26 protein-coding genes and 1 tRNA gene are annotated in these 25,909 nt (G+C 39.4%); 15 read left to right on the top strand and 12 right to left on the bottom strand.

Translation table 11 applies throughout. The annotated features are described in order from the left end of the window. Positions 1 to 532: 532 nt before the first annotated feature. Complete coding sequence (locus RG47T_RS01690; RefSeq protein ID WP_074487662.1) at positions 533 to 1,738, bottom strand: DUF8462 domain-containing protein; 1,206 nt, start codon at positions 1,736 to 1,738, stop codon at positions 533 to 535. A gap of 257 nt (positions 1,739 to 1,995) precedes the next feature. Here RG47T_RS01690 and RG47T_RS01685 point away from each other — a divergent pair, with 257 nt between their 5' ends. The 4 genes from RG47T_RS01685 (at position 1,996) to RG47T_RS01670 (ending at position 6,255) form a co-directional block, all read left to right on the top strand. Next, positions 1,996 to 2,286, top strand: a complete 291-nt coding sequence (locus RG47T_RS01685; protein WP_083627254.1) for a helix-turn-helix domain-containing protein — start codon at positions 1,996 to 1,998, stop codon at positions 2,284 to 2,286. Positions 2,287 to 2,381: 95 nt separating this feature from the next. Further along, on the top strand, positions 2,382 to 3,176 hold the full coding sequence (locus RG47T_RS01680) for a hypothetical protein (protein WP_139302406.1): 795 nt from the start codon (positions 2,382 to 2,384) through the stop codon (positions 3,174 to 3,176). Between the two features lie 1,004 nt (positions 3,177 to 4,180). Then, a complete protein-coding gene (locus RG47T_RS01675; RefSeq protein ID WP_074487658.1) occupies positions 4,181 to 4,744 on the top strand; it encodes a hypothetical protein in 564 nt (187 codons plus the stop codon). A 251-nt stretch (positions 4,745 to 4,995) separates the two neighbouring features. Further along, positions 4,996 to 6,255: a site-specific integrase gene (locus RG47T_RS01670; protein ID WP_074487656.1), complete on the top strand. Its 1,260-nt coding sequence runs from the start codon at positions 4,996 to 4,998 to the stop codon at positions 6,253 to 6,255. Positions 6,256 to 6,359: 104 nt separating this feature from the next. On the opposite strand, the gene RG47T_RS01665 is transcribed toward RG47T_RS01670, so the two are convergent. After that, positions 6,360 to 6,632 (bottom strand): HigA family addiction module antitoxin, encoded by a 273-nt coding sequence (locus RG47T_RS01665; RefSeq protein WP_245770779.1) that lies wholly within the window; start codon positions 6,630 to 6,632, stop codon positions 6,360 to 6,362. Next, entirely contained in the window at positions 6,547 to 6,828 is a 282-nt protein-coding gene (locus RG47T_RS27020) for a type II toxin-antitoxin system RelE/ParE family toxin (RefSeq protein ID WP_354524260.1), read from the bottom strand. Before RG47T_RS27020 ends, RG47T_RS01665 begins: the two co-directional genes overlap by 86 nt. Before the next feature lie 369 nt (positions 6,829 to 7,197). On the opposite strand from RG47T_RS27020, the gene RG47T_RS01655 reads away from it, so the two are divergent. The 7 genes from RG47T_RS01655 to RG47T_RS25510 all read left to right on the top strand — a co-directional run bounded on the left by RG47T_RS01655 (position 7,198) and on the right by RG47T_RS25510 (position 19,090). After that, positions 7,198 to 8,241 (top strand): hypothetical protein, encoded by a 1,044-nt coding sequence (locus tag RG47T_RS01655; protein WP_074487654.1) that lies wholly within the window; start codon positions 7,198 to 7,200, stop codon positions 8,239 to 8,241. Positions 8,242 to 8,257: 16 nt separating this feature from the next. Continuing rightward, positions 8,258 to 9,553 carry a hypothetical protein gene (locus RG47T_RS01650; RefSeq protein ID WP_074487652.1) on the top strand — a complete coding sequence of 432 codons (1,296 nt, stop codon included), beginning with the start codon at positions 8,258 to 8,260 and terminating at the stop codon, positions 9,551 to 9,553. A 21-nt stretch (positions 9,554 to 9,574) separates the two neighbouring features. Beyond that, a complete protein-coding gene (locus RG47T_RS01645; RefSeq protein WP_139235626.1) occupies positions 9,575 to 10,618 on the top strand; it encodes a hypothetical protein in 1,044 nt (347 codons plus the stop codon). 35 nt (positions 10,619 to 10,653) lie between these two features. After that, on the top strand, positions 10,654 to 13,920 hold the full coding sequence (locus RG47T_RS01640) for a hypothetical protein (RefSeq protein WP_074487649.1): 3,267 nt from the start codon (positions 10,654 to 10,656) through the stop codon (positions 13,918 to 13,920). 30 nt (positions 13,921 to 13,950) lie between these two features. Then, on the top strand, positions 13,951 to 17,289 hold the full coding sequence (locus tag RG47T_RS01635) for a DUF6443 domain-containing protein (RefSeq protein WP_074487647.1): 3,339 nt from the start codon (positions 13,951 to 13,953) through the stop codon (positions 17,287 to 17,289). 1 nt (position 17,290) lies between these two features. Continuing rightward, the gene (locus RG47T_RS01630; protein ID WP_139235627.1) at positions 17,291 to 17,719 is read left to right on the top strand and encodes a hypothetical protein; all 429 of its coding nucleotides are present in this window, start codon (positions 17,291 to 17,293) and stop codon (positions 17,717 to 17,719) included. 684 nt (positions 17,720 to 18,403) lie between these two features. Then, positions 18,404 to 19,090: a TIR domain-containing protein gene (locus RG47T_RS25510; RefSeq protein WP_139302405.1), complete on the top strand. Its 687-nt coding sequence runs from the start codon at positions 18,404 to 18,406 to the stop codon at positions 19,088 to 19,090. Positions 19,091 to 19,231: 141 nt separating this feature from the next. Here the strand turns inward: RG47T_RS25510 and RG47T_RS01615 are convergent. Both RG47T_RS01615 and RG47T_RS01610 read right to left on the bottom strand, forming a co-directional pair. Continuing rightward, positions 19,232 to 19,304, bottom strand: a tRNA-Phe gene (locus RG47T_RS01615). A gap of 163 nt (positions 19,305 to 19,467) precedes the next feature. Then, positions 19,468 to 19,947: a hypothetical protein gene (locus RG47T_RS01610; RefSeq protein ID WP_074487644.1), complete on the bottom strand. Its 480-nt coding sequence runs from the start codon at positions 19,945 to 19,947 to the stop codon at positions 19,468 to 19,470. Between the two features lie 46 nt (positions 19,948 to 19,993). Between RG47T_RS01610 and RG47T_RS01605 the strand changes: the two genes are divergently transcribed. Both RG47T_RS01605 and RG47T_RS01600 read left to right on the top strand, forming a co-directional pair. Beyond that, positions 19,994 to 20,479 (top strand): serpin family protein, encoded by a 486-nt coding sequence (locus RG47T_RS01605; protein WP_074487642.1) that lies wholly within the window; start codon positions 19,994 to 19,996, stop codon positions 20,477 to 20,479. Between the two features lie 7 nt (positions 20,480 to 20,486). Next, positions 20,487 to 20,774: a YciI family protein gene (locus tag RG47T_RS01600; RefSeq protein ID WP_074487640.1), complete on the top strand. Its 288-nt coding sequence runs from the start codon at positions 20,487 to 20,489 to the stop codon at positions 20,772 to 20,774. Positions 20,775 to 20,786: 12 nt separating this feature from the next. Here RG47T_RS01600 and RG47T_RS01595 read toward each other — a convergent pair whose 3' ends face one another. Further along, complete coding sequence (locus RG47T_RS01595) at positions 20,787 to 20,990, bottom strand: type II toxin-antitoxin system antitoxin (protein ID WP_074487638.1); 204 nt, start codon at positions 20,988 to 20,990, stop codon at positions 20,787 to 20,789. A gap of 5 nt (positions 20,991 to 20,995) precedes the next feature. Then, on the bottom strand, positions 20,996 to 21,850 hold the full coding sequence (locus RG47T_RS01590; RefSeq protein WP_074487636.1) for an SPFH domain-containing protein: 855 nt from the start codon (positions 21,848 to 21,850) through the stop codon (positions 20,996 to 20,998). 338 nt (positions 21,851 to 22,188) lie between these two features. On the opposite strand from RG47T_RS01590, the gene RG47T_RS01585 reads away from it, so the two are divergent. After that, a complete protein-coding gene (locus RG47T_RS01585; protein WP_074487634.1) occupies positions 22,189 to 22,572 on the top strand; it encodes a hypothetical protein in 384 nt (127 codons plus the stop codon). A gap of 135 nt (positions 22,573 to 22,707) precedes the next feature. Here the strand turns inward: RG47T_RS01585 and RG47T_RS01580 are convergent, their stop codons facing one another. The 5 genes from RG47T_RS01580 to rpsF form a co-directional block, all read right to left on the bottom strand. Beyond that, positions 22,708 to 23,100 carry a group III truncated hemoglobin gene (locus RG47T_RS01580; protein WP_074487632.1) on the bottom strand — a complete coding sequence of 131 codons (393 nt, stop codon included), beginning with the start codon at positions 23,098 to 23,100 and terminating at the stop codon, positions 22,708 to 22,710. Positions 23,101 to 23,292: 192 nt separating this feature from the next. After that, entirely contained in the window at positions 23,293 to 23,982 is a 690-nt protein-coding gene (gene mtgA / locus RG47T_RS01575; protein ID WP_074487630.1) for a monofunctional biosynthetic peptidoglycan transglycosylase, read from the bottom strand. Positions 23,983 to 24,101: 119 nt separating this feature from the next. After that, entirely contained in the window at positions 24,102 to 24,545 is a 444-nt protein-coding gene (gene rplI, locus RG47T_RS01570) for a 50S ribosomal protein L9 (RefSeq protein WP_074487628.1), read from the bottom strand. Between the two features lie 16 nt (positions 24,546 to 24,561). Then, the gene (rpsR, locus tag RG47T_RS01565; protein WP_074487626.1) at positions 24,562 to 24,825 is read right to left on the bottom strand and encodes a 30S ribosomal protein S18; all 264 of its coding nucleotides are present in this window, start codon (positions 24,823 to 24,825) and stop codon (positions 24,562 to 24,564) included. Continuing rightward, the gene (gene rpsF, locus RG47T_RS01560) at positions 24,825 to 25,190 is read right to left on the bottom strand and encodes a 30S ribosomal protein S6 (RefSeq protein WP_074487624.1); all 366 of its coding nucleotides are present in this window, start codon (positions 25,188 to 25,190) and stop codon (positions 24,825 to 24,827) included. The genes rpsR and rpsF overlap by 1 nt, the downstream gene beginning before the upstream one ends. A 444-nt stretch (positions 25,191 to 25,634) precedes the next feature. Here rpsF and RG47T_RS01555 point away from each other — a divergent pair, with 444 nt between their 5' ends. Beyond that, positions 25,635 to 25,841 carry a hypothetical protein gene (locus RG47T_RS01555; RefSeq protein ID WP_074487623.1) on the top strand — a complete coding sequence of 69 codons (207 nt, stop codon included), beginning with the start codon at positions 25,635 to 25,637 and terminating at the stop codon, positions 25,839 to 25,841. The last annotated feature ends 68 nt before the right edge of the window (positions 25,842 to 25,909 follow it).

Here is a 25,909-nt window from a genome sequence, read left to right as displayed (position 1 = left end):
TTTGGATAGATGTCAACCTGACTGGTAACGAAATGTTTAGAATTGAAATAATTGAACGACTATAACGTTATTAAACATAAAAAAAGAGGTTGAGCAGACCATACTCAACCAACTTTTTTTTAATTCCGGCTTAGATTACTACGCCTTTACCGGAATCTTAAAAGGTCTACCATTTTTACGGCGAATCTTTTTACCTTTTACAGTAATAGTCATTCTGTAGATGAAATTCCCTTCGTCTGTGCTAACATTTGTCGGTTTATCACTCATGATAAAAACTATTTACATGCACCCTTTTTATGCATGGTTCCCAATTTTAACTCTCCTAATTGAGCAAGGATTACTTAACTTTTGGTCTCAAAAAAAGCCCCGACCAGTTAAGTGGTCAGGGCAATAATTTAAATCACTTCCGCACGGTTCCAACAAGATTAGGTTAGAGAAGGTGTTTGTCCATGATTGATAAATTTCAAATGTTAGCGCGTTAAAAGTAAAAATACTTTTCAACAAATTGCTAACTAAATATTTATTTTTTTTATTAACGGTTCTCATTTTCTTGTCTTAAAATATAATCTGCCAATAAGGGAACCGCAAATGAATATTTGCTACGTCTGTTTTTGTAAACCAAACCCGCTTCAATTAGTTTCAACAAAGAGTTATTGATATGGGCAGATTTAAATTCATTATTTAATTGAACTGATTTGTAAGCAATTTCCTTATTAGTAAATTCTGAATTTGCATTGGCTAGTTTAGAAATGATTATCAACAAATCTCTCTGCCTGTCTGTTACTCTACTCCAACGTCCTGAATAAAAATCTGTATCTAATTTATTTACCATCTCTGGTATTGTAACAGAGGGATTTTCTATACCCACTTTAATCTGCTGTAGTATAGCATCAAATGCTTCCTTGCAGAAGAATTGTATAAAATAAGGATAGCCACTTGAATATTTTAGAATCTCTGCGATGCCATGTTCCGTGAATGTTACAGGACAGCCCTCTGTTTCAATTGGTTTTAAAATTGCTTCTCTACTTTCCTCTTCGCTCAGCCTGTCTAAAGTTGTGATATTAAACATTCGCTCGGCATAAGTCCTTGCTTCAACCAAGTTTGGGAATAAAGTGGGTAGCCCAGTCAAGACTAAAAGATATGGTATCTCCTTCTTTTGTAAATACTGAATTACTTCCAGTAATAGCGAAAGAGGGTATTGTTTGTCAGCTGCTTTATCTTTTAATATTTGCGCTTCGTCATAGGCCAATACAATTCCCTTGACCTTTGTTTTTACAACATCCCAGACAAATTCTAATACTCTTTTTAACTTATCAGATTCAAGTCCGGGGGTATTATTATGAAGGCTCATAAGCATTATAAAGCTAAGCTTTACCTCTACCGTCTCTGACGTGGCTGTGAAGCCAATTCTCTTTATCTCCGTTTCGCCAATGGTAAATGATGAAACTAGCGTCGCAATATCAGCAATGATTCTAGTAGATAAGGAAGATTCACTAATGCTTGCAGCTTCACTTAAATCGTTTCCAGCCCAAAACCATCCGTTTTGTAGGGCAATTGGTTTTAAACTTTCTAATAACACAGTCTTCCCAACTCCCCTTAATCCTGTCAGTATGAGATTTTTCAAAATAGGGGACTGTCGTAATAGCTTTTCAAAATCTATCTTCTCGTGCTCTCGTCCAGCTAAATACGGGGGAGGTTGGCCTGCGCCGGGTCGAAAAGGGTTGACAAATGATTCCATAATAATTTTTCATACAAAAATATCCAAATATTGTATAAAAACAAATTTTATGATAAATATAAAAAAATGTATATATACAAATAAATGTATATGAGTGTATAATTTGCCTTCTTGTTTTGATTTGGCCCGACTTTTAAGGAAGTCTCTAAGAAAATACACTTGGAGAAGTAGTTATTTAATTTCCCTTAATCACTTTGTCATAACCCCGTTTTTCCCCCTATATTTCATTAAGGACATTTACAGCCATATTATAATTTATGGCAACGCAGACATTTACAACAACCTATGAGCCGACCGAGTTTAAGACTTTGTTAGCTGACTGTATCTCGGAAACGGTACGTTCTGAAATATCTAAAATACTTTCAAATCAAAAACCTAAGAAGACTATTTATACCAGGCAAGAAACCGCCACCATTTTGGACATATCCCTACCAACATTAAATGAGTATACCAAACAAGGTTATATAGTAGCCTACCGATTAGGTTACAAGGTGAGGTATAGAATTGAAGACATTGAAAATGCACTAATTAAAATCAAAACTAAGTAGTGCATTTTCATATGTTCGACTTTGTTAAAACTGAAATATATAACATTGCTTTATACAATGACTTACTCAAAAACCCCTTATTAGAATTTAAATGTTTGGCAGATGTTACAACCGGTGAAGTGCATTCCGACTGGATGACCGCCCGACATAAAAATTTAGAGTTTAACATCCACACCAAAGGCCGAATTGAAATCACAGGTAGTCTCCATAAATATTGGAATGCGGGAGAACATAATTACAATGACTTCACCATTGACAATATTCGAGAAACAATACAACACCTCGAACATTCTTTTAATATTGAGCCAAACACAGCCCGCCTAAGCAACTTAGAGTATGGTGTCAATATTATGACACCATTTGATCCGAACGACTTCTTAAAGAGTTTAATTTGCTACAAATTTCAAAGCTTTAATAAAATGAATATTAAAGGTGGTTTCGGTAATGATTGCAGCCTCACACAATACCGGATAAAAATTTATAATAAGGGATTACAATTTAACCAATCTAGGCACATATTAAGGTTCGAAAAGTCAATTAAAAAAATGGAGGTTCTGTCAAAAAAGCATCCAGTTTTCCTTATTGACCTTATTGATCCCGAATTGCACGAAATATGCCGCAATCAATTACTAGCTGCTTTTGACGATATTTTATTTAACGAAACATTAAATAAAACAATTTTAAATAAGCCAAAATTGAAATGTTACAACCTAATTAACAATGAAACTGAAAGACTAAATCTAAACGCAAAAGGCAGGTGCGACTATAAAAAGAAGTTTAATGAACTAATTAGCCAACACGGGAAACAAAATTTCAGACCCCTATTAATTGATTTAATCAATGAAAAAATAGATTTCCTAAAAAAAGGGAATGTTCTGACAGGAGTATAAACAAAAAACAGGAACGGTTTGACACATCTAATATAGTGTCAGATTATTACCAACGAGCATTCTAAAACCGACCCAATCAAACACGAAAGCATTGCCTGAGAATTGCACTTACAACCTCAAAGCAGCCTCGCTTTTAAATAATTTTCCGATGTCATTACACGTGTGCGTAAACAATACGACATTCAAGCAAACATTTAACTGCTTACTTATTTTGCGAAGCAAATAAACTATAAGCCGCCGATGAAAATCGCACCTCGCATCTTAAACCACCGAAGCATTACAGATTTGCAACTACCAAACATTAAAAGTGGCCTTTAACCACTATTTCAATCCAAATTTAACATATCAATTATATATTTGGTTAGTAACGTTAATTCTCTTACACCTATAAAAAGGCCATAAAGAATCGCAAAAACACATTTCAGGCAATCAAAATCCTATAAAGTGATTAATAATTTTCGGATGTCATTACATATGTGCGTAAAAAACACAACATTCAGACAAACATCAGCCGCTTACTTACTTTGCAAAGTAAAATAAATTATAAACCCCGATGAAAATCGCAACTGCATTTCCTAACAACCCTACAAATAAACTTGCTAAGGATGCCAAGCCGCTAAAAAGTAGTTAAAAAGGGGCTTTGAAGGGGCTTACATGCAAGCTAATAAATATAGCTTCAAAAGCTTATCCTACATTTAAAGAGCATGTGAAAAGTAATTTATATTTTTAGCCAAAATTAAAGTAAATACAAAATCAGTCCTTAATGAACATCTAACTAAAACTTTTAACGGTTAATCATTTAACCATATATCCTATTTAGGATAAGATATGTACTAAGTTAGTATTGCTGCCCGAATTACGACCTCGATTAACAGACAATACAAAGCTACAAGTACGCTGTAATGGCGTGGCTGGTATCTTTGTGTCTGTGGGGCGTCGTAACCCTGGGTGGCTCAATTTTACAATGGTCACGCCATATTTTTTTAACCCAACTATACGACACAATGAAAATCCTTACTTTATTCACAATTACCGCCTTAAGCATTTACAGCACCGCCAAAGCACAAAAATTAGAAAAGCCCAGCATTGATAAAATGACCGGAGACACAACGTTTAAAACAACCGCCGAAAGAATCTATACCAGCATAAGTTGGTCAGGTGGAGAAACCGACATTCTTTACTCTTATGCCGCAAAAGTAAAGGGAGATAAGTTTTTGATACTCCACATTAATATAACAAATGGAAAGCACAGTTCTGTCTTTGCTATTAATAAGGGTTCAAAAACCTATTTGAAATTGTTCGATGGAAGCATTATAGAAATGCAACCAGGCACGAATGAAATAAGCGAGGGTCAGGTCTTTCCAGGCGGTTTAGGGCTAAACCCCAATACAAGGGGCGATGCATATCCCATATTTGAGTTATCGCCCAATCTAATTGACAAATTGAAAAGCTCAGAAATTAAAATGATTAGAATAGAAACCTCAAACGGCAATATGGACTTTGAACTCAAAGACAAAAACAGCAAGGTCATAGCTAAAGAAATTGAACTGATAGAAAGTGTACATTAGTTACAGAATTCATTGAGTGTCCTCAATCCTGTCCTTAGCAAAAGCAAAAAGGCCTCTCATGTAAGATGAGAGGCCTTTTTAGTGGTATCAGCTGGGATCGAACCAGCGACACAAGGATTTTCAGTCCTTGAATTTATGTATTAAGATGATTCGATATGGCCTCAAATACTGTTTAAAGGCCGATTATTATTCATTACAATTCGTTTGAAACCATAAAAAACCGTATCTTGTTGTACCATTGTTGTACCAATATGTCGGTTGTAAAAGTTGTTTTAAGAAAAAAATACAAGCAGGACGGCACTTCGCCCCTAACCCTGCGTATCACGAAAGATAGAAAATCATCTTATATATATCTCGGTTATCACATTTTAGAAAGTGAATGGGACGCGGATAAACAGCGCGTCAAAAAATCGCATCCTAATTCCGTGCGGCTAAATAATTTCATTATCAAAAAGCTGTCTGAGGCTTCGTATAAAGCGATTGAGCTGGAAACGAACCGGGAACATGTTTCATCAAATGCGATGAAACAAAAGGTTAAACCGAAAGGTGGCCTTAGTTTTATGGGACAGGCTGAATTGTATTTAGCCAATTTAAAAGAGGCTGGAAAGTACAATCAGTACACCGCCGATAAGCCAAGGATTAAACATTTTAAGGAGTTTTTAGACGGTTCGGATATCGCGTTTTCCGATATTACCGTAGCCCTGCTTGAACGATTTAAGCATTATTGCCTGACAACGCTAAAGGTTGGCGAACGTACTGCAATCAATCATTGGGTGGTTATCCGGTCGGTTTACAGTCAGGCGATTAAGAATGAGCTGGCCGATGCAAAGCATTATCCTTTTGGTAAAGGGAAAATTGTTATTAAGTTTCCCGACTCCACCAAGATCGGGCTGGCCGTTGCTGACGTGCAAAGAATTGAAAAAGCCGATCTTCCTAATGGCAACCATCACCATGCGCGTAACTTGTGGCTTACTTCCTTTAATTTTGGTGGCATGCGATCTTCGGATGTGTTGCGCCTAAGGTGGTCTGATTTCAAAAACGACCGCCTGCATTATACAATGGGCAAAAATCTTAAAACAGGTTCCTTAAAAATCTCCCTAAAGGTTCATGACATCCTCAACCAGTATAAAGAAGATAAACGGCATAAGGATGATTTTGTCTTCCCTGAATTAAAGACGCTTAGCGACGAAGAATTAGAAAATAAATTTTTAGTACAAAGGCGCATCGCATTTGCCACAAGCCGCGTCGATAAGTTTTTAAGGGAATTTGTCGCCCCGGCTGCAAAAATAAGCCACACGTTAACCATGCACATCGCGCGTCATACATTCGGCAACATTGCAGGCGAAAATATTGATCTGCACATGGCTCAATCAATATTCCGGCATTCGAACTTAAAAACGACTTTAGATTATATGAACAATTTTAAGAATAAGAACACTGATGCCGCTTTAGATGCTGTTCTTAACTTTGATAAACCTAAATCAAAACGCGCTAAAAAGGTAAAAGCATAATAGAAGATAAAAGCGCAGTATTATCTTGATAATCCGTTTTAACTATGTATTTTTTGGATTGGAATCCAAATTCACTATGTGTTTATCGGATTTGAACAAATAAATTAAGCGACCTGTGGGTGCCAAAATACTTTAACCTGTTTTACGTCCACCTTTTTACGTGCTATCGCCAGGTCATAGTTTTCTTGGGCGTGCATCCAAAACTCTGCCGTTGTATTAAATGCCGGGCCAAGGCGCAAGGCCATTTCAGGCGTAACACTTTGCTTGCCATTGATAATCGGTGAAAGCGTTTTACGCGTGGTGCCTAATCCCGATGCAACCTGCAACACGGTTAGTTTTTTGTCCTGTTTCTTCGTGAATGCCCTCCAAAGTTTCACGGATTAATTCGCCCGGATGGGCTGGATCATACATTGCCATTTTTATTTTCCCCTCCCAATGATAGTCTACGGAATCAACTAAATGCGCTTCTTCACCAATAAATTGAAAGATAACGCGGTAATTCTTATCTACCTTAACCGACCAGAAATCTTTCAAATCACCGCTTAATGAATGCAACCCATAAACCCGGCACATTCATGTCCTCAACAACTTCAGCCGCTTCGAGACGGGGCAGGATGAGCCTGATTTTGCTTTCTCAAATATAGCTTTATCCTTTATGGCGTATGCTTAAGATCATGGATAAAAATGTAACGTTAAATTTGGCAACATTTATTTTTCTTTTCTTAACCGAATATTATATTGAGATGCTTTTATTGGAGTAGACCAATTTATTTACTTAACTCTTTTTATAATTAGTAATTTATTTTTTAGTGAAATAGTTAAACCAAAAACTTGACTCGGGTAATTAATTTCTCACAGGTTAAATTTGAACGAGATCTATTAAGTGTCAAATCCACATCTTATCTTAGAGACAAGTTAAACACTTAAACGTATCACAACTTCATGAAAAAACTGCTACTGGCAATTCTGTCTTTATTAGCTACAGGCTATTCTCACGCACAACAATGGCAACCCTCTAATGGCAACATCTACTTTAACACAGGGAATGTCGGAATTGGTACTGCTGCTCCTGGTGCAAAGCTCGAAGTTGCAGGAACAGGACCAAGTCTATTTTTAGATAACGCACAACTATCCGCCAATAGAAATCCTTTAACAGGTACTGTGGTAGATGCAGCAAAAGGTTCAACAGTATTAGTTGTAGGTGCTAATTCAAATGGTGGTAATTTTCAATTTTATACCAGTTCAGCAACGGGTGGGAATGTTTACGAAAGAATGAGAATAACTGAGGCTGGAAATATTGGCATAGGTACCATCACTCCATCTGCTAAATTAAGTATACAAGGTACCGGAACTACATCAAATACTGGAGCCCCGGCAATTGCAGATTTATTCGGAACCTATGATCGCACCCGCTTGACCATTGGCAATAGCACCGTTACACAGGGAGGAACAAGAAGCAGCGCTATTGCTTTTTACAGCATGAATACAAGTGGTAGCGCTTACAAAACTAATTGGGAAATAGGCAATGATATAGGGGCCAAAGGCATTAACGATTTTTATATTTTTAGCGCAGACCTTAATAATGCCCCTTTTTATATCAGTTCGGTTGGCAATGTTGGGATCGGAACTTCTGTCCCAGGCGCATATAAACTTGCAGTAGCCGGGCCTATTCATACCCAAGCTGTAAATGTAGATATGACCGGTTGGTCAGATGATGTTTTTAATTCATCCTATGAGCTTAAACCACTTACTTCGTTAAAAAGCTATATCGTCAAAAATCACCATTTGCCAGATATGCCATCAGAAGATCGGGTCATTAAAAACGGCTTGGACCTCGGTGAGATCAGCAAAATACAAACTAAAAAAATTGAAGAATTGACGCTGTATCTGATTGAAAAAGACAGACAGTTAAAGTATCAACAATCGCAAATTAATGATTTAAAATCACAGATAAAAGCCTTGTTGAGATCATCAAATAAACAATAATAATCAACACGATTTCATGAAAAAACTTCTTTTGGCAATTCTGTCATTAATAGCAGTAAGCTATTCCTATGCTCAAACGACACTTTCAGTTGACGCGAATGGCGTTTTAAATGTTCCGAAGATTATTACTTCAACTTCATTAGGGCAATCGTTTTTTACGGGACATCAGATGGGTACAACCTATGGTTACGGAGGAGCAATATTTTCAGCCATAACGGATAATCCTAATGGTGTTCAAAATTATTATTATCACGGTATTACGAATAGTGTATTAAATTTTTCCGTTAGAGCAGACGGACAAGGGTATTTTGCCGGGAATGTAGGCATTGGGACATCGAGTCCAACTGCGGCATTACAAATTGTTAGAGGAGGTACGAATGCTACCTATGATTATCCGGCATTAAACATAACAACAAATGGTACTGGCAATATTTACGGGCCTATATTATACCTAAACGGTTTATCAGGAAATAGCGGCAGGATGTGGGGGCTAGTAAGCTCCGGTGCACTTGACGCTCCGGGTACAGGTGTAGCGGGAAATTTTGCTATTTATGATACCCAGGGTGGAAGTAGATTTGTAATCAATAGTTCAGGGAATGTGGGTATAGGTACGACAAGCCCACAGACAAGATTTCACATTAGTGATACCGGGACATCATCTAACTCAAATAGTGAATACAGTGGTAATCTGATCATTCAAGCCAATACGGGCGGTCGTAGTTTCACAACAGGCTCATCTTTGGAATTTGTAATACCGGCGAACACAGATGGCAGCAATCCTTGGGGTCAGGGAAGAATTATTACTGTCGCTGGTAATAGCAGCACTTTCGATGCAACGGGCAAGATGATAATGGGAACAAGAAGAATGTTCGATAAAGGAACAGGCAACGGAGTAACCTGGAATTATGGCGATGACCTGGTTATCGATGGGACAGGTAATATTGGGATAGGTACCACGAACCCTAATGGCTATAAGCTTGCGGTTAAAGGGACTTTACATTCACAAGCTGTACAGGTTGACATGAATGGTTGGTCGGATTATGTTTTTGACAAAGACTATGATCTAGCTTCTTTGAAAGACATCAAAACCTATATCGACAAAAATCATCACTTACCTGAAATTCCTTCGGCAGATAGAGTGGCAAAAGACGGTATTAATCTCGGCGAGATGAATGCTAAGCTGCTGAAGAAAATAGAGGAACTTACATTGTATCTGATCGAGAAAGATAATCAACTAAAAGAAGAGCAATCAATCAATAGAAAGCAGCAAGAACAATTAGACGTGATAACTAGAAAACTGAATATTAAGTAAATCAATTCTTATCACAATGTCATGAAAAGCTACGTATTAATATTAGTAATGCTATCTGTCTGCTGTGCCTCATATGCACAAAGCCAAATTATTACGACAGGTAATAATTTAGTAGACCCGACTAATCCCATGAGTGCAGATGTCGTTATTGGCAGCACCGCAGGTACAAGACACGACGGCAGTATCATGTGGTGGTCTAGCGGTAGTGCTTCCCGTATATCCGCTACCGGTGATGTTTTTAATTTTTCTATATGGAGCAGTACAACTCCGAACGTTACATTAGCTTCAGCGGTTGGCGGATCAAGTTCTTTTCAGGGTAAACTTGGCATAGGCACGCCTACTCCTCAAGCGTGGTTAGATATTGGAACAACTGCTAATAGCGGAGATCTGACAGCGGTTTTATCTCGCCTTTCAGAAGGGAATACAAATAATGGAGGGACATATCTTGGCATTAAAGCTTATGATAGCCAACCGACTGCTACGACCAGTAATTTAAGTGATATCAAGAGCTTTGCCATAGAACATAGTTTTTATGGCATAACCAATAGCTCTGTAAACTTTTTAAGGGGCCAAGGGCGAAATGGAGGGAGTATATCATTTAATACGAATGACAACTCCGAAAAAATGAGGATACTTTATAATGGGAATGTCGGCATTGGGACAAAGTCACCTGATGCCAAATTAACAGTATCCGGTACCATCCACTCCTCAGCGGTTTTAGTTGACCAAAATGTGCCAACTCCTGATTATGTTTTCGACAAGGAATATGATCTGGCGACCTTAAAAGAAGTGAAAACTTATATCGACAAAAATCACCATTTACCAGAAATACCCTCCGCAGCAGAAGTGGCTAAAGACGGCATTAACCTGGGCGAAATGAATACGAAACTGCTGAAAAAGATTGAAGAGCTGACCTTGTATCTGATTGAAAAGGACAAGGAAATAAAGCAGGAGAATTTAAAGCTGCAAAGTCAACAATCACAAATGGCTGCGATGAAACGGAACAATGATGCGAGATTCAAAAAGCTAAAAATCCAGATCAGTCAAATTAAAAGCAATAACTAGAACTTGTCACTGACTCCTTACAATACCCTAATCCAATGATCAAAAAAAATCCCCTAATTTTCGTGCTAAGCTTTTTGCTTATTATTGGCAATATAGCAAAATCACAAAACATCTATAACGCTCAAAATGATGTTCCAAAAGTTACCCCGCCATCTCCTAATGCGGCTACGCTGGGCAAATATGGTGATATTCCTGTAGGCCTTTACACTGGCATACCCAATGTATCTATACCGCTTTATACCAGTAAAGTCGGCTCTTTTACGCTACCTATTAGTTTATCTTACCATTCGCAGGGATTGAAGGTTGAAGAGAAAGCTGGTGTGATAGGATTAAACTGGGCATTAAATGCAGGCGGCGTAATCACAAGATCTGTAAGAGGACTGCCTGATGAAAATGGTACGGGATATTGGGCTCATGCCACTTGGACCAACGATTACCTCAGTAGTAATGAATCTATCGCATCAAGCTTTACCAAAGGTGAAATTGATATGCAGCCGGATTTATTTTATTTCAATTTTGGCGGCTACTCCGGAAAATTTGTAATCGATGCTACAACAGCGCATACTGTTCATATCATTCCCGCCCAGCCATCCTTAAGAATACAAATTTCAGATAATACGTTGAGCGGATTTGTTGTAACCGATGAGAAAGGCATTAAATATGTATTTAATGTCAAGGAAACCACAACAGATGATAATGCACCACCAACCATTCTTTCTTATACATCGGCTTGGTATCTCTCCAAAATCATTACACCGGCCGGGAATATTACTTTTAGCTATACTGATGAAACGACTTTTTACAGCCAGTTTATTGAGACAGATCATTTAACGACAGGGCCTGGATCAGATGCTGCACGATATAATCCCGGACACACCGCTGTTTATAACTATATTGAAATTGCATCAAAGGTTTTGTCATCTATCACCACGCCTAATGAGAATATTTCATTCAATAGTGCAAAAGACAGGCAGGATATGCCGAATGCATCCAGAATTGCTAGTTTGACTGTGGCTGATAATGCCAACCAGATCAAAAAGAAATTCACCTTTAGTTATAGTTATTTCGGCAGTGGCAATACGACAGTTAATGATAATTTTCGATTAAAACTTGACCAGGTAACAGAATGGTCTGTTGATAATACATTATCTAAGACTTATTCGTTACAATATTATAGTCCTGAAGATGTCCCATCAGTCAAATCATTAGCACAGGACTATTGGGGCTATTATAATGGAGCGACTAATTCCTCATTACTTCCATATATTGATCCTGCTATCTATGGGTTATATGTTACAGGTCAAGCTGGTGCAAGCGTTTATGGAAAAAGGGATCCTAATATTAAATATGCCATAATCGGTTGTTTAAAACAGATTAACTATCCAACTGGTGGCTCCACGCAATTTGTGTATGAAGCAAACGATTATGGTAAAGTCGGCAACAATGTCATCAGTGAGAAAGAGCGTATTCCACAGTCTCTTACAGCGGCGGCGATCAAATCCTCATCGGTAAGTCAACTTTCATCTACAAAAACATTTGTCATCGACACCGCTCAAAATGCAATTGTTACCACACAGGGAAGTTATAGTGGCGCCCCTCCGGTAGATAACGGTCCAAGCGTGTCGATTAACAGAATCAATTCGAATGGCACCCGGACCAGCATGCTGGCATATAGTATGATAAATAACACCTTAACAAGTTCGGTATACTTACTACCCGGCAATTATGAAATGATAGCCTCAGTTGACGGAGCAACACAGAGCGCTACCGGTATATTAAAATTTTTCTCACTTGGAAATGTTATACACACCAAACTTGCCGGCGGGGTAAGAATAAAGCAATTAATTAATACGGACCCGACTACTCAAAATGTCAATATTAAACAGTATGAATATAAGTCTAATACGGATACAACAGCATCTTCCGGTGTTTTGGTTTCTAGTCCAAATTTAATAAGTGTCAAGATATCTCACTCTTACGACTATTCCTGGCAGTTTAGAAGTGCCAATAGCTTGAATTATTTAGGAACTACGCAGGGAAGTTTTATCGGTTATGGTTTAGTAACTGAAAAAAACATAAGTGATAACTCGAACGGGAAAAAAGAATCTTATTTTACAACTGCATACGAGTATCCTAATATAAATTCTACTGTTAAGATGATTGTATATGACAATTCGATTCAGTCATCAAACGTAGACAGCTATCAATTGAAATTTATGACAGATTATGATGTATGCCGGGGGTTTTTAACAAAAGAAATAACTTATAATTCTTCTAACCAAATACTTAAAACCACCAATATAAATTATAATATATCAAATACAGTATTACTTTATACCACCAACTATTTTGAATTGGCTTCCAAGGCCGGGATGTATATTTGGATGTGCCATACAGGATGTAGTATATGTGACGGTACTGGTAATATATGTGTTACTTATGGATTGGAGAATATGTATCTGTTTGATACAAAGATCATTTGTCCCTGGATTTATAAAACATCTACAACAGAAACAGTCTACGATCAAAACGGGCTTAACCCAACCGCTACCTTAAACAATTACTATTATGATAATCCTACCCATGGATTGGTTACGCGGGTGGAGTTAACGAATAGTAAGGGAATTATACTCAAGACAGTAAATAAATATGCATCGGATAAAAGTCAGATCAGTAACCTGACGGCATCAGCAAGCCTGGCTCTAGACTCATTAGTAGCCAAAAACAATATAAGTCCTGTTATAGAAACAGAACAATATACAAATGGCGTTTTTAATTCCAGGCTACGGCATAATTACAAAATTTGGGACAGTGCAGGCAATATTGTATTTCCTGATACAATAAAATACCAAACGCTTTCAAATCCATTAGAAGCCCGGATGCAATTTGAGGGATATGATAATTTGGGAAATGTGTTGTCTTATCGGCAATCAGGCGGTTCTCCGACTACCTATTTATGGGGTTATAATAAACAATACCCGATAGTAGAGATTAAGAATGCAAATTTTGCAACTGTATCATCGGTATTAGCGAGTGCGGGTTATAATGTTGAGAACATTAGCAACCAGTCCTCCGTAAGTTCTACTGATTTAAATAATATCTGCACTGCCATCAAATCGGGCATCCCTAATGCGCAGGTTACGACCTATACCTACACGCCACTAGTGGGGGTAACGAGCGAAACTGATGCCAAGAACATGACAACGTATTACGAGTACGATAGTTTTCTGCGATTGATGAACATCAAGGATAAGGATGGCAACATCATTAAGCACATGGACTATCATTACCAGGGCCAATAACTTAAGCATTCAACCTATCACCTTAAGGACATGAAGAAACAAAGCAATAATCATAAGCAAGGCGTTAATGTAACGTCCTGTTTAGCTATTATCCTGGCATTTATCCTGCTGCTAATTAATAATGACGCAATCTGCCAAACGACAAGAACATTTCACGATACAACGATCACTACTTCAAAAACCTATAGCTATAATACGATCCTTATCCAGCCTAATACTGTTATTACACCGGCAGCCGGACAAAGTATTGTTTTTCAGGCTTTACCATCGGGCTGTTCACCGTTAAATACGGTCATCCGGAAATCACAAAACTATATCCTGACATCTGTTCCGCGGCAAGAGAATTACGTTCCGGGTCAACCGGGATATACCACATGCCAGCTAATGCAGACGGTGCAATTTATCGACGGTTTAGGCAGGCCGCTGCAAACCGTGCAGGTGAAAGGCAACCCTAATGCGAGCAGGGATTTGGTGCAACCCTTTGCATACGATGCTTACGGCCGGGAAGCAGTTAAATATCTACCCTATTCAGCTGCTGTTACGGATAGCACTTTTAAACCCAGTGCAATCGGAGACCAGGCCTCTTTTTATGGCACTCCTCCCATTGGGGTCGTGACCACATCGTTCCCGTTTAGTAAAACCATATTCGAACCTTCACCGCTGAATCGTATAACCGAACAGGGTGCGCCAGGTACAGCCTGGCAGCCGGGCGCTACTCCCGCCAATGACCATACCGTGCGGCTTGCTTATGGGAGTAATGACGGCACCACCTATTGGGCTAAACAATATGATGTAACGATAGACGGCTCGGGTAACCGTATTTTATCAACCTCGAAAAATTATGATGCCAATAGTTTATTTGTCACAATAACTGCTAATGAAAACTATACAGGAAGTGGGCGTGAAAACACGACTGAAGAATACAAGGACAAAGAAGGGCATGTAGTGCTTAAGCGCACATTTAACTTAAATACAGCTACCAATGCCCACGAAACTCTATCTACCTACTACGCATATGATGATCTCGGCAACCTGGCCTTTGTATTACCTCCGGGAGCCGGCCCCGATGGGGGATTATCCAGCGCAGCTAATCAAACCACATTGGATAACTATTGCTACCAGTATCGTTATGACAGCCGCAATCGTTTAAGTCAAAAGAAGCTGCCTGGTAAGAAGGATTGGGAGTACATGGTATATAACAAGCTGGACCAAGTTGTGGCTACGCAGGATGCCAAGTTGCGCCTTAGTAATCAATGGCTCTTTAGTAAATATGATGCCTTTGGCCGTGTGATCATCACCGGGGTCTGGGATAACGGAAACGTTGCTATAAATCCCGCAGATCTGCAGACGGCTATAAATGCAAATGCCAATCTATATGAAAGCCGTACGCCCGGAAATTATTACACCGCCGCTGCATTTCCAAGTACCTGGATTTCTACTATGACCATCAATTATTATGATGATTATACTTTTCCCGATCTACCCGCAGGTTACAGTGCGCCCTCAGGTTCCAGTACTGCTACCACAGGATTGTTGACCGGAACAAAAACGTGGGTATTAAACACTGCTGGTCAAATGTTATGGACGGTGGCCTATTATGATGACAAAGGGCGTAACACTTCGACTTACAACCAGCATTATCTGGGAGGTACGGTTAATAATGGAAACTATGATCTGATTACCAACACGTATGATTTTACCAGCGAAGTAACCGCATCCACCCGGCTGCATTATACCAATGGTAGCCTTGCGTTAACGGTAGCCAACACGTATGCCTATGACCACATGGGTCGCAAAACGCAAACGCATGAACAGATCAACGGCGGTACTAACGTATTGTTGAGTCAGATCGATTACAACGATATCGGGCAGGTGATGACCAAACACCTGGGCAATGACCTGCAAAAAATTAGCTATACTTATAATGAACGGGGTTGGTTAAGAACAGTTGGCACTAATGGGAACCTGTTTAGCCTTGACTTACGGTATGATCAACCGGATGGCACGACAACTGTACCTCAATTTAACGGAAACATCAGCCAGATGGGTTATTTGACCACCAAGGTAGCTACCCCAGGTATACGCACGTTTACTTACACTTATGATGCTTTAAACCGCTTGACCATTGCTGGTTTTGCAGGTGGCACAACTGCTGATGCCTTGAATGAGCAGATCAGCTATGATCTGATGGGCAACATCACCCAGCTGACCAGGAGCGGAAGCGGTGCCGGGACACTCAATTATACCAATTATACAGGTAATCAGTTAAATACAGTAACAGGCTACAGCCCGAGAAGCTACAGTTACGATCCGAATGGCAATGCCACTTCGGATGGCCAGGGTAAAGTAATCTCTTACAACCTGCTTAATCTGCCTCAAAATGTAACCCAGGGTACTACGACACTGGCTATGTATACCTACGATGCAACAGGTCAGAAACTGCGTAATACGGGCAGCGATGGATCTTGGGATTATATCAATGGCATCGTTTACAAAAACGGTGCAATAGCATTTATTAATACCGAAGAAGGCAGGATTGCCAATAATAACGGCACCTACAATTACGAGTATAACCTGCAGGATCATCTAGGTAACAACCGGGTGAGTATAGATCAATTTAACGGAACAGCTCGGATCTTACAGGAAGATGAGTATTATAGCTTTGGACTGCGCAAGAGCAACTATTTTCATGATAACCGTTATCTTTATAATGGCAAAGAAGTACAAACCGATTTAGCAAATCAGTACGATTATGGCGCAAGGTTCTATGATCCGGTAATTGGTAGATTCGGTACGATAGATCCAATGGCTGATGACTTTGAGCATTTATCGCCTTACAACTATGGGATGAATAATCCAATTAGCACCATTGATCCAGATGGTATGGAAGCAGAAAATATAATAGGTGATGGAGCAAGTAAAGAAAGCGAAAAACCTAAGCCGAAACCTAAGGCTCCTGAATTAAAACCAGTAACCTTGCAAGAAGTTGTTATTAAAGGCGTTAGGAATAGTTTAGCACCAGTAGGTACATTCTTTATAGAACATTCTAATGCAGTTCCCAAATGGCTACTTGCGATTGATACGTTTGTGCAAGAACTTCCTATAGTAAATGCTGCGGTAGATGTTGTAACGGCTGGCTTTGTATTGAATGATTTGACCAAAGACAGGCATATAAAAAAAGCACATAAATATAGTGGATTGACTGGTTCTCAAATAATTTCAAAATTCAAAAAAGGAAAAATTAGAGAAGTATTTCCTGAACAATACAATGATGAGACTTGGGAAAATATTGAGAAAGAAGCAAATCGAGGAATCAAAGAAGCTAGGACGGCGCGGAAATTGTTAAATGATAACAGATTTAATAAATAATATGGAACAGATAAAAGTTATGGTTACGGTCGATAGCGAAGATATTCTCTGGAATATTGTGAGCGAATCAGTAATTAGTTGCAATCATCCTGCATATATTTTGTTGTCAAAACAAATTGATTTAAAGCAATGGAAAAGAGACTATCTCAATTTATATAATAATTGGTTGTATAATGATGATAACAGAATATATAATATTGATGATCCTATTAATAAAAGTATGATTCTTGCATTAGCGGCTGTAAATAAACTAAATAAAAATGTCAAATTATTTTACTGGTTTGATGTAGATCGAGAAGAACATCCGGAATACAGATGGACTAAATGTCCACTCTCCAATGAGCCACTGATTACATTACCATCTTATATTCATAAAAATAACAGATATGTATCAACAGCGACTCCGTTGATATTCCCGAGTAACGAATAGTTTCTTTGTAGGGTTAAAAAAATGGATACTCTCATGCGGGCGTGAGCGTTTCGCTCGTGTCCATTAAGTATATATAAAGCAATCTTAAGCCCAGCCATAGGACTGGGCTTTTCCATTCTCTATCGCTTAGCTTTAGAATCCCTAATGAGGTAATATCTTGAATGCGGTTTAATATAATCTAACTAAATACCTGTCCTGCCAATATACTACATGACTGGCAAACTATAATATCAATGTAGGTCTAAGTGGTGGTATTAAACTTATAATTTGGATACAATTGCTGCTTTTCTTAAGTTAAGAATGATTTGATAATTCAGAATTGTCGGTGTTATCTCGTAATTCATGCTGGTTTAATTATTTACTAAAGACCATAGTGTCATCTAAAATACTACGCATGTCCACTTTATACAAAGTATATTGAACTTTCATTGAACCCCGGTGATTAGCAATATTTATTTATCGAAGATGTAATATTTAAAGTTTATTTATTCAAGAAACCTATCAATAAATTTGTTTATGAGTAAACCATCCTTAACTCATAAACAAGATCCTCTCCTTTTTAGCCCTTTTCAAACATTATTCCTGCTTAATCGGAATTTTTTGAACTGAAACTAACTGATTTTTAATCAGGATTTGTTCAAATATAAACGATGGTTTACTCATGAACGGTGGGGAAGTGACAAATTGAAACAGGCAATAGCGTATTATCGGGTTTCAACAGACAAACAGGGAAAAAGCGGCCTGGGATTGGAGGCTCAGCAATTTACAGTGGAACGATATTGTAATCAAAGTGATTATGATTTGATCACCTGTATCATTGAAGTGCAATCCACCCGAAAGTATCGTGCTGGTTTATTTGAGGCAATAACTACAACGCCATATTTTCCTACAAAAATATTTATTAGTCATGCTTCTTCAGATTCGCACTTGGTAGAGGAAGTCATTGATCTGCTTGAAAATATTGGTTTAAGTAGCAGTCAGATTTTTTGTAGCTCAATTGAAGGGTATGGAATAAAATTAGGTGATAATTTTCTTGAAGCTATTAAAAAAGAAATAGACGAATCCGTTCTTGTTCTCTTTATTTTAGGTAATAATTTCTATTCGAGTCCTGTATGCTTGTGCGAGATGGGCGCTGTTTGGGTTAAGTCCGTTCAACATATTCCCATATTGATTCCACCTTTCGATTTCTTAGACATTAAAGGTGTAATACCACTTACACAAGGCTTTAAAATTAATGATCCAAAAAAATGGAACTTGTTTAAATCAAAAATTGAAGTGGATTTTCAGCTTACGTCATTAGACCTATCAGCTTGGGAGCGAAAAAGGGATAAAGCGATTCGAGTTATTGAACGAATAATAAATTTGTCGTAATTACTTTCGTTTTTTTTCGAAAGTTTGCTTTTAAAAGTTAAATACTACCTATCAGCATTTCTTGTGTATTTGTTGTACCACTGTTGTACCAATAAAACAAAAAGGCCTTCAGATTTTTATCTAAAGGCCTAATTTTTAGTGTGGTATCAGCTGGGATCGAACCAGCGACACAAGGATTTTCAGTCCTTTGCTCTACCGACTGAGCTATGATACCATCGTCCGTTTCGGGAATGCAAATGTAGTGTCTTTTTCTATTTTATGAAACTTTTTTTCAAAATATCGCTAAAGGCACTGTTTATCAGCAATAAAAGTTTTTGAGCCTGCTAATGCCTTTGCTGCAAGCCGACAGTAAGAGCGAATTTTCTTTCCGAAAATATCTAATTTTTCTCTTTTAAATAAATAAGCGCGTTACGCAGACTGTCTAAACGGTCTGGGTCCATGTTTTTAACCTGGATGCTTAAGCTGGTGGCCATGGTATCAATATCACCTTTAGGGTCACCATAGGTCTGTACAATAATATCGTCGGCAATTGTTTTTAGCTGCAGGGTACCGGTTGTGGTAGTGCCCAGGTAGTCCAGATCATTAAACCGGTGCAGGTGGAACGAGAAATACTCTTGCTTGCCATTAGTATAAGTTTTGCGCAGGCGAACAAAGGCATTATTGGTAATGTTAAGCTCCCACTTTTTAAGTTTGGTATCACCGTACGAATTGTAGGCCTCTGCCAGGCATTTATTACTCCAGTACAGCCATTGCTGCTCGTCCATGGCGTAAGTAAAGCACAGGCCCGATAAACCGAGGGCAGCTATGCTAATGATCAAAAAATGCTTTTTAATTTTTACCCTCACAACGTTCAACATGGCAACTATTTGACATCCCTAAGTTAATAATTTGATACCTTTGTATATGCAATTTTCTGAAAATTCGAGAGTGTGGATCTACCAGGCCGACCGCAAGCTCAGCGACGCCGAAACCCAGCAGCTGCAACAGCAATTAAACAGCTTTACACAAAGCTGGACAGCACATAGCAATGCGCTTAAAGCCGGGGCAGAAATACGCTACAATCGCTTTATTGTGCTCATGGTAGACGAAAGCCAGGCCGGGGCCAGCGGTTGCTCAATCGATAAATCGGTTAATTTTATGAAACAGGTAGAGCAGCATTACGATATCAACCTTTTCGATCGCTTTAACCTGGCCTACCGCGATGGTAGCGAAGTACTGTCGGCCCCGCGCAACCAGTTCGAAGAATTGATTAAACAAGGCACCATTACCACCGATACTATTGTATTTAACAACCTGGTACAAAACCTGGCCGAACTTAATAGCAAATGGGAAGTGCCCTTTAAAAACAGCTGGCATCCGCAACTTTTCCGCGATCTTATAACTGTTTAACCCTAACATGTTCATCATCGACCTTAAATACATTGTGCCACTCGAGCAACTTGACGAGCACATGGCTGCGCACGTAAAATATCTCGACAAATATTACAAGGCTGATGTGTTTATCATGTCTGGACGCAAGGTTCCCCGCACAGGCGGCATCATACTAGCCCAAGCCGATTCTAAGGAAATATTGGAGAAAATTATTGCCGACGATCCTTTTCACCAACACAAACTGGCTAAATTTACCATCACAGAGTTCATCGCCTCCCAATCGCATCCAGATTTAAAGGGGTTAATCAGGTAATATTTAGTCCTTTTATTTCTTAAGTTTATTTTCTTTGCGCTCAATCCCTGTGTCTTGATCCTCTTCTTTCTTCAGTCTCCCTGCTTCTTTCAAAGCCTTGTGCAGCATCCACTCAATTTGGCCGTTAACGCTCCTAAACTCGTCTGAAGCCCATTTTTCAACCAGCTTCATCGTGTCTGCATCAATGCGTAAAGCGAACGACTTCTTCTCTGCCATTTTTTTTATTGATATAATGTACCTGTATTTACAATAGGCTGCGTTTCCCTGTCGCCACAAAGTACCACCATCAGGTTGCTTACCATGGCTGCTTTGCGTTCTTCGTCAAGGTTAATAATCTGTTTTTCGGATAATAGCTTCAAGGCGCTTTCAACCATCCCCACGGCACCTTCTACAATTTTATGCCGCGCAGCCACAATAGCCGATGCCTGCTGGCGCCTTAACATAGAGTGTGCAATTTCGGGCGCATAAGCCAGGTAACCTATCCGCGCCTCTACCACTTCTATTCCGGCCATTTCAAGGCGCTCTGCTATCTCTTTTTCAAGGGCGTTATTAATATCATCAAAATTAGTACTTAATGTAACAGACGCCCGCTCATCCTCAAAATGATCGTATGGAAAACTGCCGGCTAGTTTACGCACAGCCGAATCTGTTTGCACCTTTACAAATTGCTCATAATTATTTACCTCGAATGATGCCTTAAAGGTATCCTTAATGCGCCAAACCAATATCACACTAATTAAAATAGGGTTGCCCATTTTATCATTCACCTTAACTTTCTCACTCTCAAAATTACGGGCCTTTAAAGATAGCCCTATACGTTTCAATAAAGGATTTATCCAAAACAAACCGTTTTCATTAATGGTGCCTGTGTATTTACCAAACAAAAGTAAAACCTGTGCATTATTTGGGCTTACAATAATTAAACCCTTTAACTCAAACACAAGAATGATAAAACAAACTATAACCCATATCGGCTGCTCATAAAGCAAAGAAAATGCAATACCAACTACGGCAGCAATTGCACAGGCCACTGCAAAATAGCCATTATAAGGACTTAAGGTTTTTTCGGTTTTCATATTATTCAATTTGATATTAAAATGATATCACAATTGTAAGCAGTAATATTTTAATAAGCAAGGACATTGGAGAAATAATTTGCTTAAAATGAGTTACTTTAGAAGTTTAAACAAGTCGCTCTATACATTTGGACACGTTTATTTTCCATTGATCCCCGGCTCTTTATTCTTGATTCTCCCCTAGGCGTTGCCTGCGGCCCAGGCTATCCGCTCATACCACACAGGCATTAGCCACAAGGCCGGTATCCGCTCCTATCCTTAACGCAAGATATGTGCACCGACGAACAACATTGCCTAATCCCATCGCTTTTCCTTAATTTTACCACAAACACAAACAGATGAGCTGGGACGTAGTACTATTTAATTCAACCGAGGAAATTGCAGACTTGGAAACCCTTAATAAACAAGCGCTAAAACCGGCAGACTTCGGCAAGAAGCTTAAAGCCCATTTCCGCGCTATTGAAGAGGAAGATGCTTTCAGGATAATTTCGGTTCCCGATGGTAATATTGAATATGAATATACCGACCTGCCGTCCAACAACCTGCTCCTGAGCCTCGACGGCGAGCCTGCCCTTTTTGCCTTGGTAGAGTTTGCCAAAAACAATAAATACCAGATCTATGATGCCAGTTTAGACAGTATGCTTAACCTCGATAAGCCGCATGTAAATGGCTATAAAGATTACAGGGAAGAAGTGAAAGAGGATTTGAAGAAGAAAGATTAATTCATAACACAGATCCGTCATGCCGAACTTGTTTCGGCATCCCACTTGCTAAGTGTACAAATGCATAGTCTTTGACCTGTTCTGTGGGATCCCGAAACAAGTTCGGGACGACGTGCTTCCTTGGATTATTACACTCTACTGCACAAACCCATGTCCATGACTGCGGAAGTAAGCAATCTTATGCTCAAACATCTTCGCAATATTTCCGGCCCGCCACTTGGCTTCGCCGGCTTTTTCGCCGGTAAATAGTTCGTCTATAGTTGCGGTAAATAGGTTGAGCCAGTGTTCAAAATGCTCGTGCCCGACAGGCAGATTCATATGCGGCGGGAAAGGCCGGCCGTTGTAAGTATGTTCTTCCAGCAATAAGGTTTGCCAAAATGCGTACATCTTTTCCAGGTGCTGCGGCCAGCGATCCTGTATGCGCTCATTAAATATCGGGCCCAGCAATGCATCACCTTTTATTTTGGTGTAAAAAGTATCAACGAGGAGTTTAATGTCGTCGAGGGTGAGGATTTGATTGGCGGGCATGGTGCAATTTACATCATGAAGATTGAGTTATGGTAATTTGCAGGTCAAACAATGTCCTGCATTCACCCAACACGTCATGCAGAACTTGTTTCGGCATCCCACGCGTCAGGTCTAAGTATACTCATCAAGCAGATCGTCCTGTGGGATCCCGAAACAAGTTCAGGATGACGGACGGGTTCAGGTTCAGCGACCCTAAAAATCCAACGGCCCCAACCTTCTAATGTTCTTCCGGATCAAATACTGATGGTGCCTCAAATAATCGCTCGGGTTAATGGGCGACCAATGCAGCGGGTTTGGGAATATTGATGCAATGGCAGCAGCCTGGTAGGTTGTTAATTGCGATGCATGTTTATGAAAGTAAGCCTGCGAAGCTGCTTCCACACCGTAAATACCATCGCCCATTTCAATCACATTAAGGTATACCTCCATAATGCGGCGCTTGCTCCAGAAGGTCTCTATCAGCAGCGTAAAGTAGGCTTCAAAGCCTTTGCGTACATACGAGCGGCCCGGCCACAGGAAAACGTTTTTGGCAGTTTGCTGTGATATTGTACTCCCGCCCATCAACTTGTGACTGTGCGCATTTTTATCAATAGCACGTTCCATTGCCTTAAAGTCGAACCCGAAATGGTTCAAAAACTTCTGATCTTCGGCTGCCACGGCTGCGCGTTTCATCGGGTCGGCAATACTATCAAAACTTACCCAGTGCTTATCAATCTTCCAGTCTTTACCATCGGCCTTGCGCTCAAAGCCACGGGTTACCATTAGCCATGTTACCGGCGGGTTTACAAAGCGATATAGCAATACCCATAAAACGGTAATGCTGATAAAAGCAATCAGAAATATTTTAACAATACGCAGTATCAGTCTAAATATGCCTCGCATCAGGGGGATATCAAAAATGGGGTAAAAAAATAAGGTGCTCAGTAAATATACTAAACACCTTATTTCAATTTATATGTTCAAATCCGAAATCTAAATCCCGGAATCAGAAATCAATACAATTACTCGGCTACAACCTCGAAAGGAACCTTAACCTTAACTTCTTTGTGCAGGTTTAAGTTTGCAGTGTATTCACCAACAAATTTAGGGTCCTGATCAAAAGTGATACGGCGACGGTCAACTTCAAAGCCTTGTTTCTTCAATGCATCAGCTATCTGAATAGTGTTGATAGCACCGAAAATTTTACCGGTTTCACCAGCTTTGGCGCCAATGGTAAGTTTAACGTTTTCTAACTTGGCAGCAACCTCGTCAGCATCCTTACGGATTTTGTCTTGTTTAAACTGCGCTTGTTTTAAGTTTTCAGCTAATACTTTACGAGCCGACACGGTAGCTAAAATAGCCACACCCTGAGGGATCAAAAAGTTACGGCCGTAACCTGGTTTTACTTTAACGACTTCGTCTTTCTCACCGAGGTTTTTAACATCTTGTTTTAAAATAATGTCCATTTTTAAATCCTCCTGATTATTTTAACGAATCTGTTACGTAAGGTAATAAACCGATGTGGCGTGCACGTTTAACTGCTTGAGCCACTTTACGCTGGAACTTTAATGAAGTACCAGTTAAACGGCGAGGTAATACTTTACCCTGGTCGTTAACAAACTTCAAAAGGAAGTTAGCGTCTTTGTAATCGATGTATTTAATACCGTTCTTTTTAAAACGGCAATATTTTTTGCGGTTATCCTCCACTTTAGGAGCAGTAACATACTTAATTTGTTCTGTTGCCATTAGTTTGCTGTCTCCTCTGCTTTAGCTGATTTTTTGTTGAAAGCACCACTACGTTTTTTGTCATTGTAAGCAATGGCATGTTTGTCGAGGGCAATAGTTAAGAAACGCAATACGCGCTCATCACGTCTCAATTCAACTTCAAGTTTGTTAATTAATTCACCCGGAGCCTTAAATTCAGTTAAGTGATAGTATCCAGTTGTTTTCTTTTGGATTGGATACGCTAATTTTCTCAAACCCCAATTATCCTCTTGGACAATTTCGGCTCCGTTATCTGTAAGAATTTTGCTGAATTTGGCTATCGCCTCTTTCGCAACTTCGTCTGATAACAACGGGGTTAGAACGATCACGGTTTCGTACTGTTGCATTATTATACTTTGATTTTTAATGTTTTACCCGCTCTTAACGGGGACGCAAATGTAGGAATAATATTTTATTTAGCCAAGTGTAATTTAGTTGTGGATGAGTGATTTGTAAATGAGGCCCTGAATTGAATGAGCGGACTCTGAATGAGTGAGTAAAAGATGGGGGCCTTTTTTAATTCCCTCCCTAAACGGGAGGGGTGCGGCTGGCTGTGCCCTGGCAGGGAGGGATTTCTGCTATAACCCCTAATACTTAGTAAAGCAATAACAATGCTACTATCAATGCCGGCCCCGTATTATGCTCATACGCGCACAAGCCTTAACCACATTGGCCGGTATCCGCTCCACCCGGGTTTATGATGCAGTGCCACCAACCCCCACTCACTCACAACCGCTTTAACTCTTGGCACTAACATTGTACTATCCACCCAAATAATTAAAAACAACAATATGAGCCTATTAAAATATATTGCCATTGGCGCAGCAGTTGCGTATGGCATTAGCTATGCAGTTAAAAAGAATGAAGATAACGGCAAATCATTAATTGATGAACTGGCCGACAAAGCGCCCGATTTAGTAGACAAACTAAAAGAATACGCAAAAGACGCTATTGAGCAGGTAAGCGAACGCGCTAAGGAAGCTAAGCAAAGCTTCTAATCCCACCAGCCCCTAAAGGGGAGTGATAAAATAACTTTATAGAAAAGCCACCTTTCCGGGTGGCTTTT

It is taken from the genome of Mucilaginibacter polytrichastri (genome assembly GCF_001911425.1).
Classification (GTDB): domain Bacteria; phylum Bacteroidota; class Bacteroidia; order Sphingobacteriales; family Sphingobacteriaceae; genus Mucilaginibacter; species Mucilaginibacter polytrichastri.
The sequence above is the reverse complement of the archived record's forward strand: the minus strand, read 5'-3'. Positions and strand labels throughout refer to the sequence as shown.

Coding starts and splice junctions, on each gene's coding strand:
- RG47T_RS01595 (WP_074487638.1), bottom strand. CDS start 20,990: ATGGCAGAGAAGAAGTCGTTCGCTTTACGCATTGATGCAGACACGATG.
- mtgA (WP_074487630.1), bottom strand. CDS start 23,982: ATGCGAGGCATATTTAGACTGATACTGCGTATTGTTAAAATATTTCTG.
- RG47T_RS01630 (WP_139235627.1), top strand. CDS start 17,291: ATGGAACAGATAAAAGTTATGGTTACGGTCGATAGCGAAGATATTCTC.
- rpsF (WP_074487624.1), bottom strand. CDS start 25,190: ATGCAACAGTACGAAACCGTGATCGTTCTAACCCCGTTGTTATCAGAC.
- RG47T_RS01645 (WP_139235626.1), top strand. CDS start 9,575: ATGAAAAGCTACGTATTAATATTAGTAATGCTATCTGTCTGCTGTGCC.
- RG47T_RS01585 (WP_074487634.1), top strand. CDS start 22,189: ATGAGCTGGGACGTAGTACTATTTAATTCAACCGAGGAAATTGCAGAC.
- RG47T_RS27020 (WP_354524260.1), bottom strand. CDS start 6,828: ATGTGCCGGGTTTATGGGTTGCATTCATTAAGCGGTGATTTGAAAGAT.
- rpsR (WP_074487626.1), bottom strand. CDS start 24,825: ATGGCAACAGAACAAATTAAGTATGTTACTGCTCCTAAAGTGGAGGAT.
- RG47T_RS01670 (WP_074487656.1), top strand. CDS start 4,996: ATGTCGGTTGTAAAAGTTGTTTTAAGAAAAAAATACAAGCAGGACGGC.
- RG47T_RS01690 (WP_074487662.1), bottom strand. CDS start 1,738: ATGGAATCATTTGTCAACCCTTTTCGACCCGGCGCAGGCCAACCTCCC.
- RG47T_RS01605 (WP_074487642.1), top strand. CDS start 19,994: ATGCAATTTTCTGAAAATTCGAGAGTGTGGATCTACCAGGCCGACCGC.
- RG47T_RS01580 (WP_074487632.1), bottom strand. CDS start 23,100: ATGCCCGCCAATCAAATCCTCACCCTCGACGACATTAAACTCCTCGTT.
- RG47T_RS01555 (WP_074487623.1), top strand. CDS start 25,635: ATGAGCCTATTAAAATATATTGCCATTGGCGCAGCAGTTGCGTATGGC.
- RG47T_RS01675 (WP_074487658.1), top strand. CDS start 4,181: ATGAAAATCCTTACTTTATTCACAATTACCGCCTTAAGCATTTACAGC.
- RG47T_RS01650 (WP_074487652.1), top strand. CDS start 8,258: ATGAAAAAACTTCTTTTGGCAATTCTGTCATTAATAGCAGTAAGCTAT.
- RG47T_RS01600 (WP_074487640.1), top strand. CDS start 20,487: ATGTTCATCATCGACCTTAAATACATTGTGCCACTCGAGCAACTTGAC.
- RG47T_RS01610 (WP_074487644.1), bottom strand. CDS start 19,947: ATGTTGAACGTTGTGAGGGTAAAAATTAAAAAGCATTTTTTGATCATT.
- RG47T_RS01635 (WP_074487647.1), top strand. CDS start 13,951: ATGAAGAAACAAAGCAATAATCATAAGCAAGGCGTTAATGTAACGTCC.
- RG47T_RS01590 (WP_074487636.1), bottom strand. CDS start 21,850: ATGAAAACCGAAAAAACCTTAAGTCCTTATAATGGCTATTTTGCAGTG.
- RG47T_RS01685 (WP_083627254.1), top strand. CDS start 1,996: ATGGCAACGCAGACATTTACAACAACCTATGAGCCGACCGAGTTTAAG.
- rplI (WP_074487628.1), bottom strand. CDS start 24,545: ATGGACATTATTTTAAAACAAGATGTTAAAAACCTCGGTGAGAAAGAC.
- RG47T_RS01655 (WP_074487654.1), top strand. CDS start 7,198: ATGAAAAAACTGCTACTGGCAATTCTGTCTTTATTAGCTACAGGCTAT.
- RG47T_RS01640 (WP_074487649.1), top strand. CDS start 10,654: ATGATCAAAAAAAATCCCCTAATTTTCGTGCTAAGCTTTTTGCTTATT.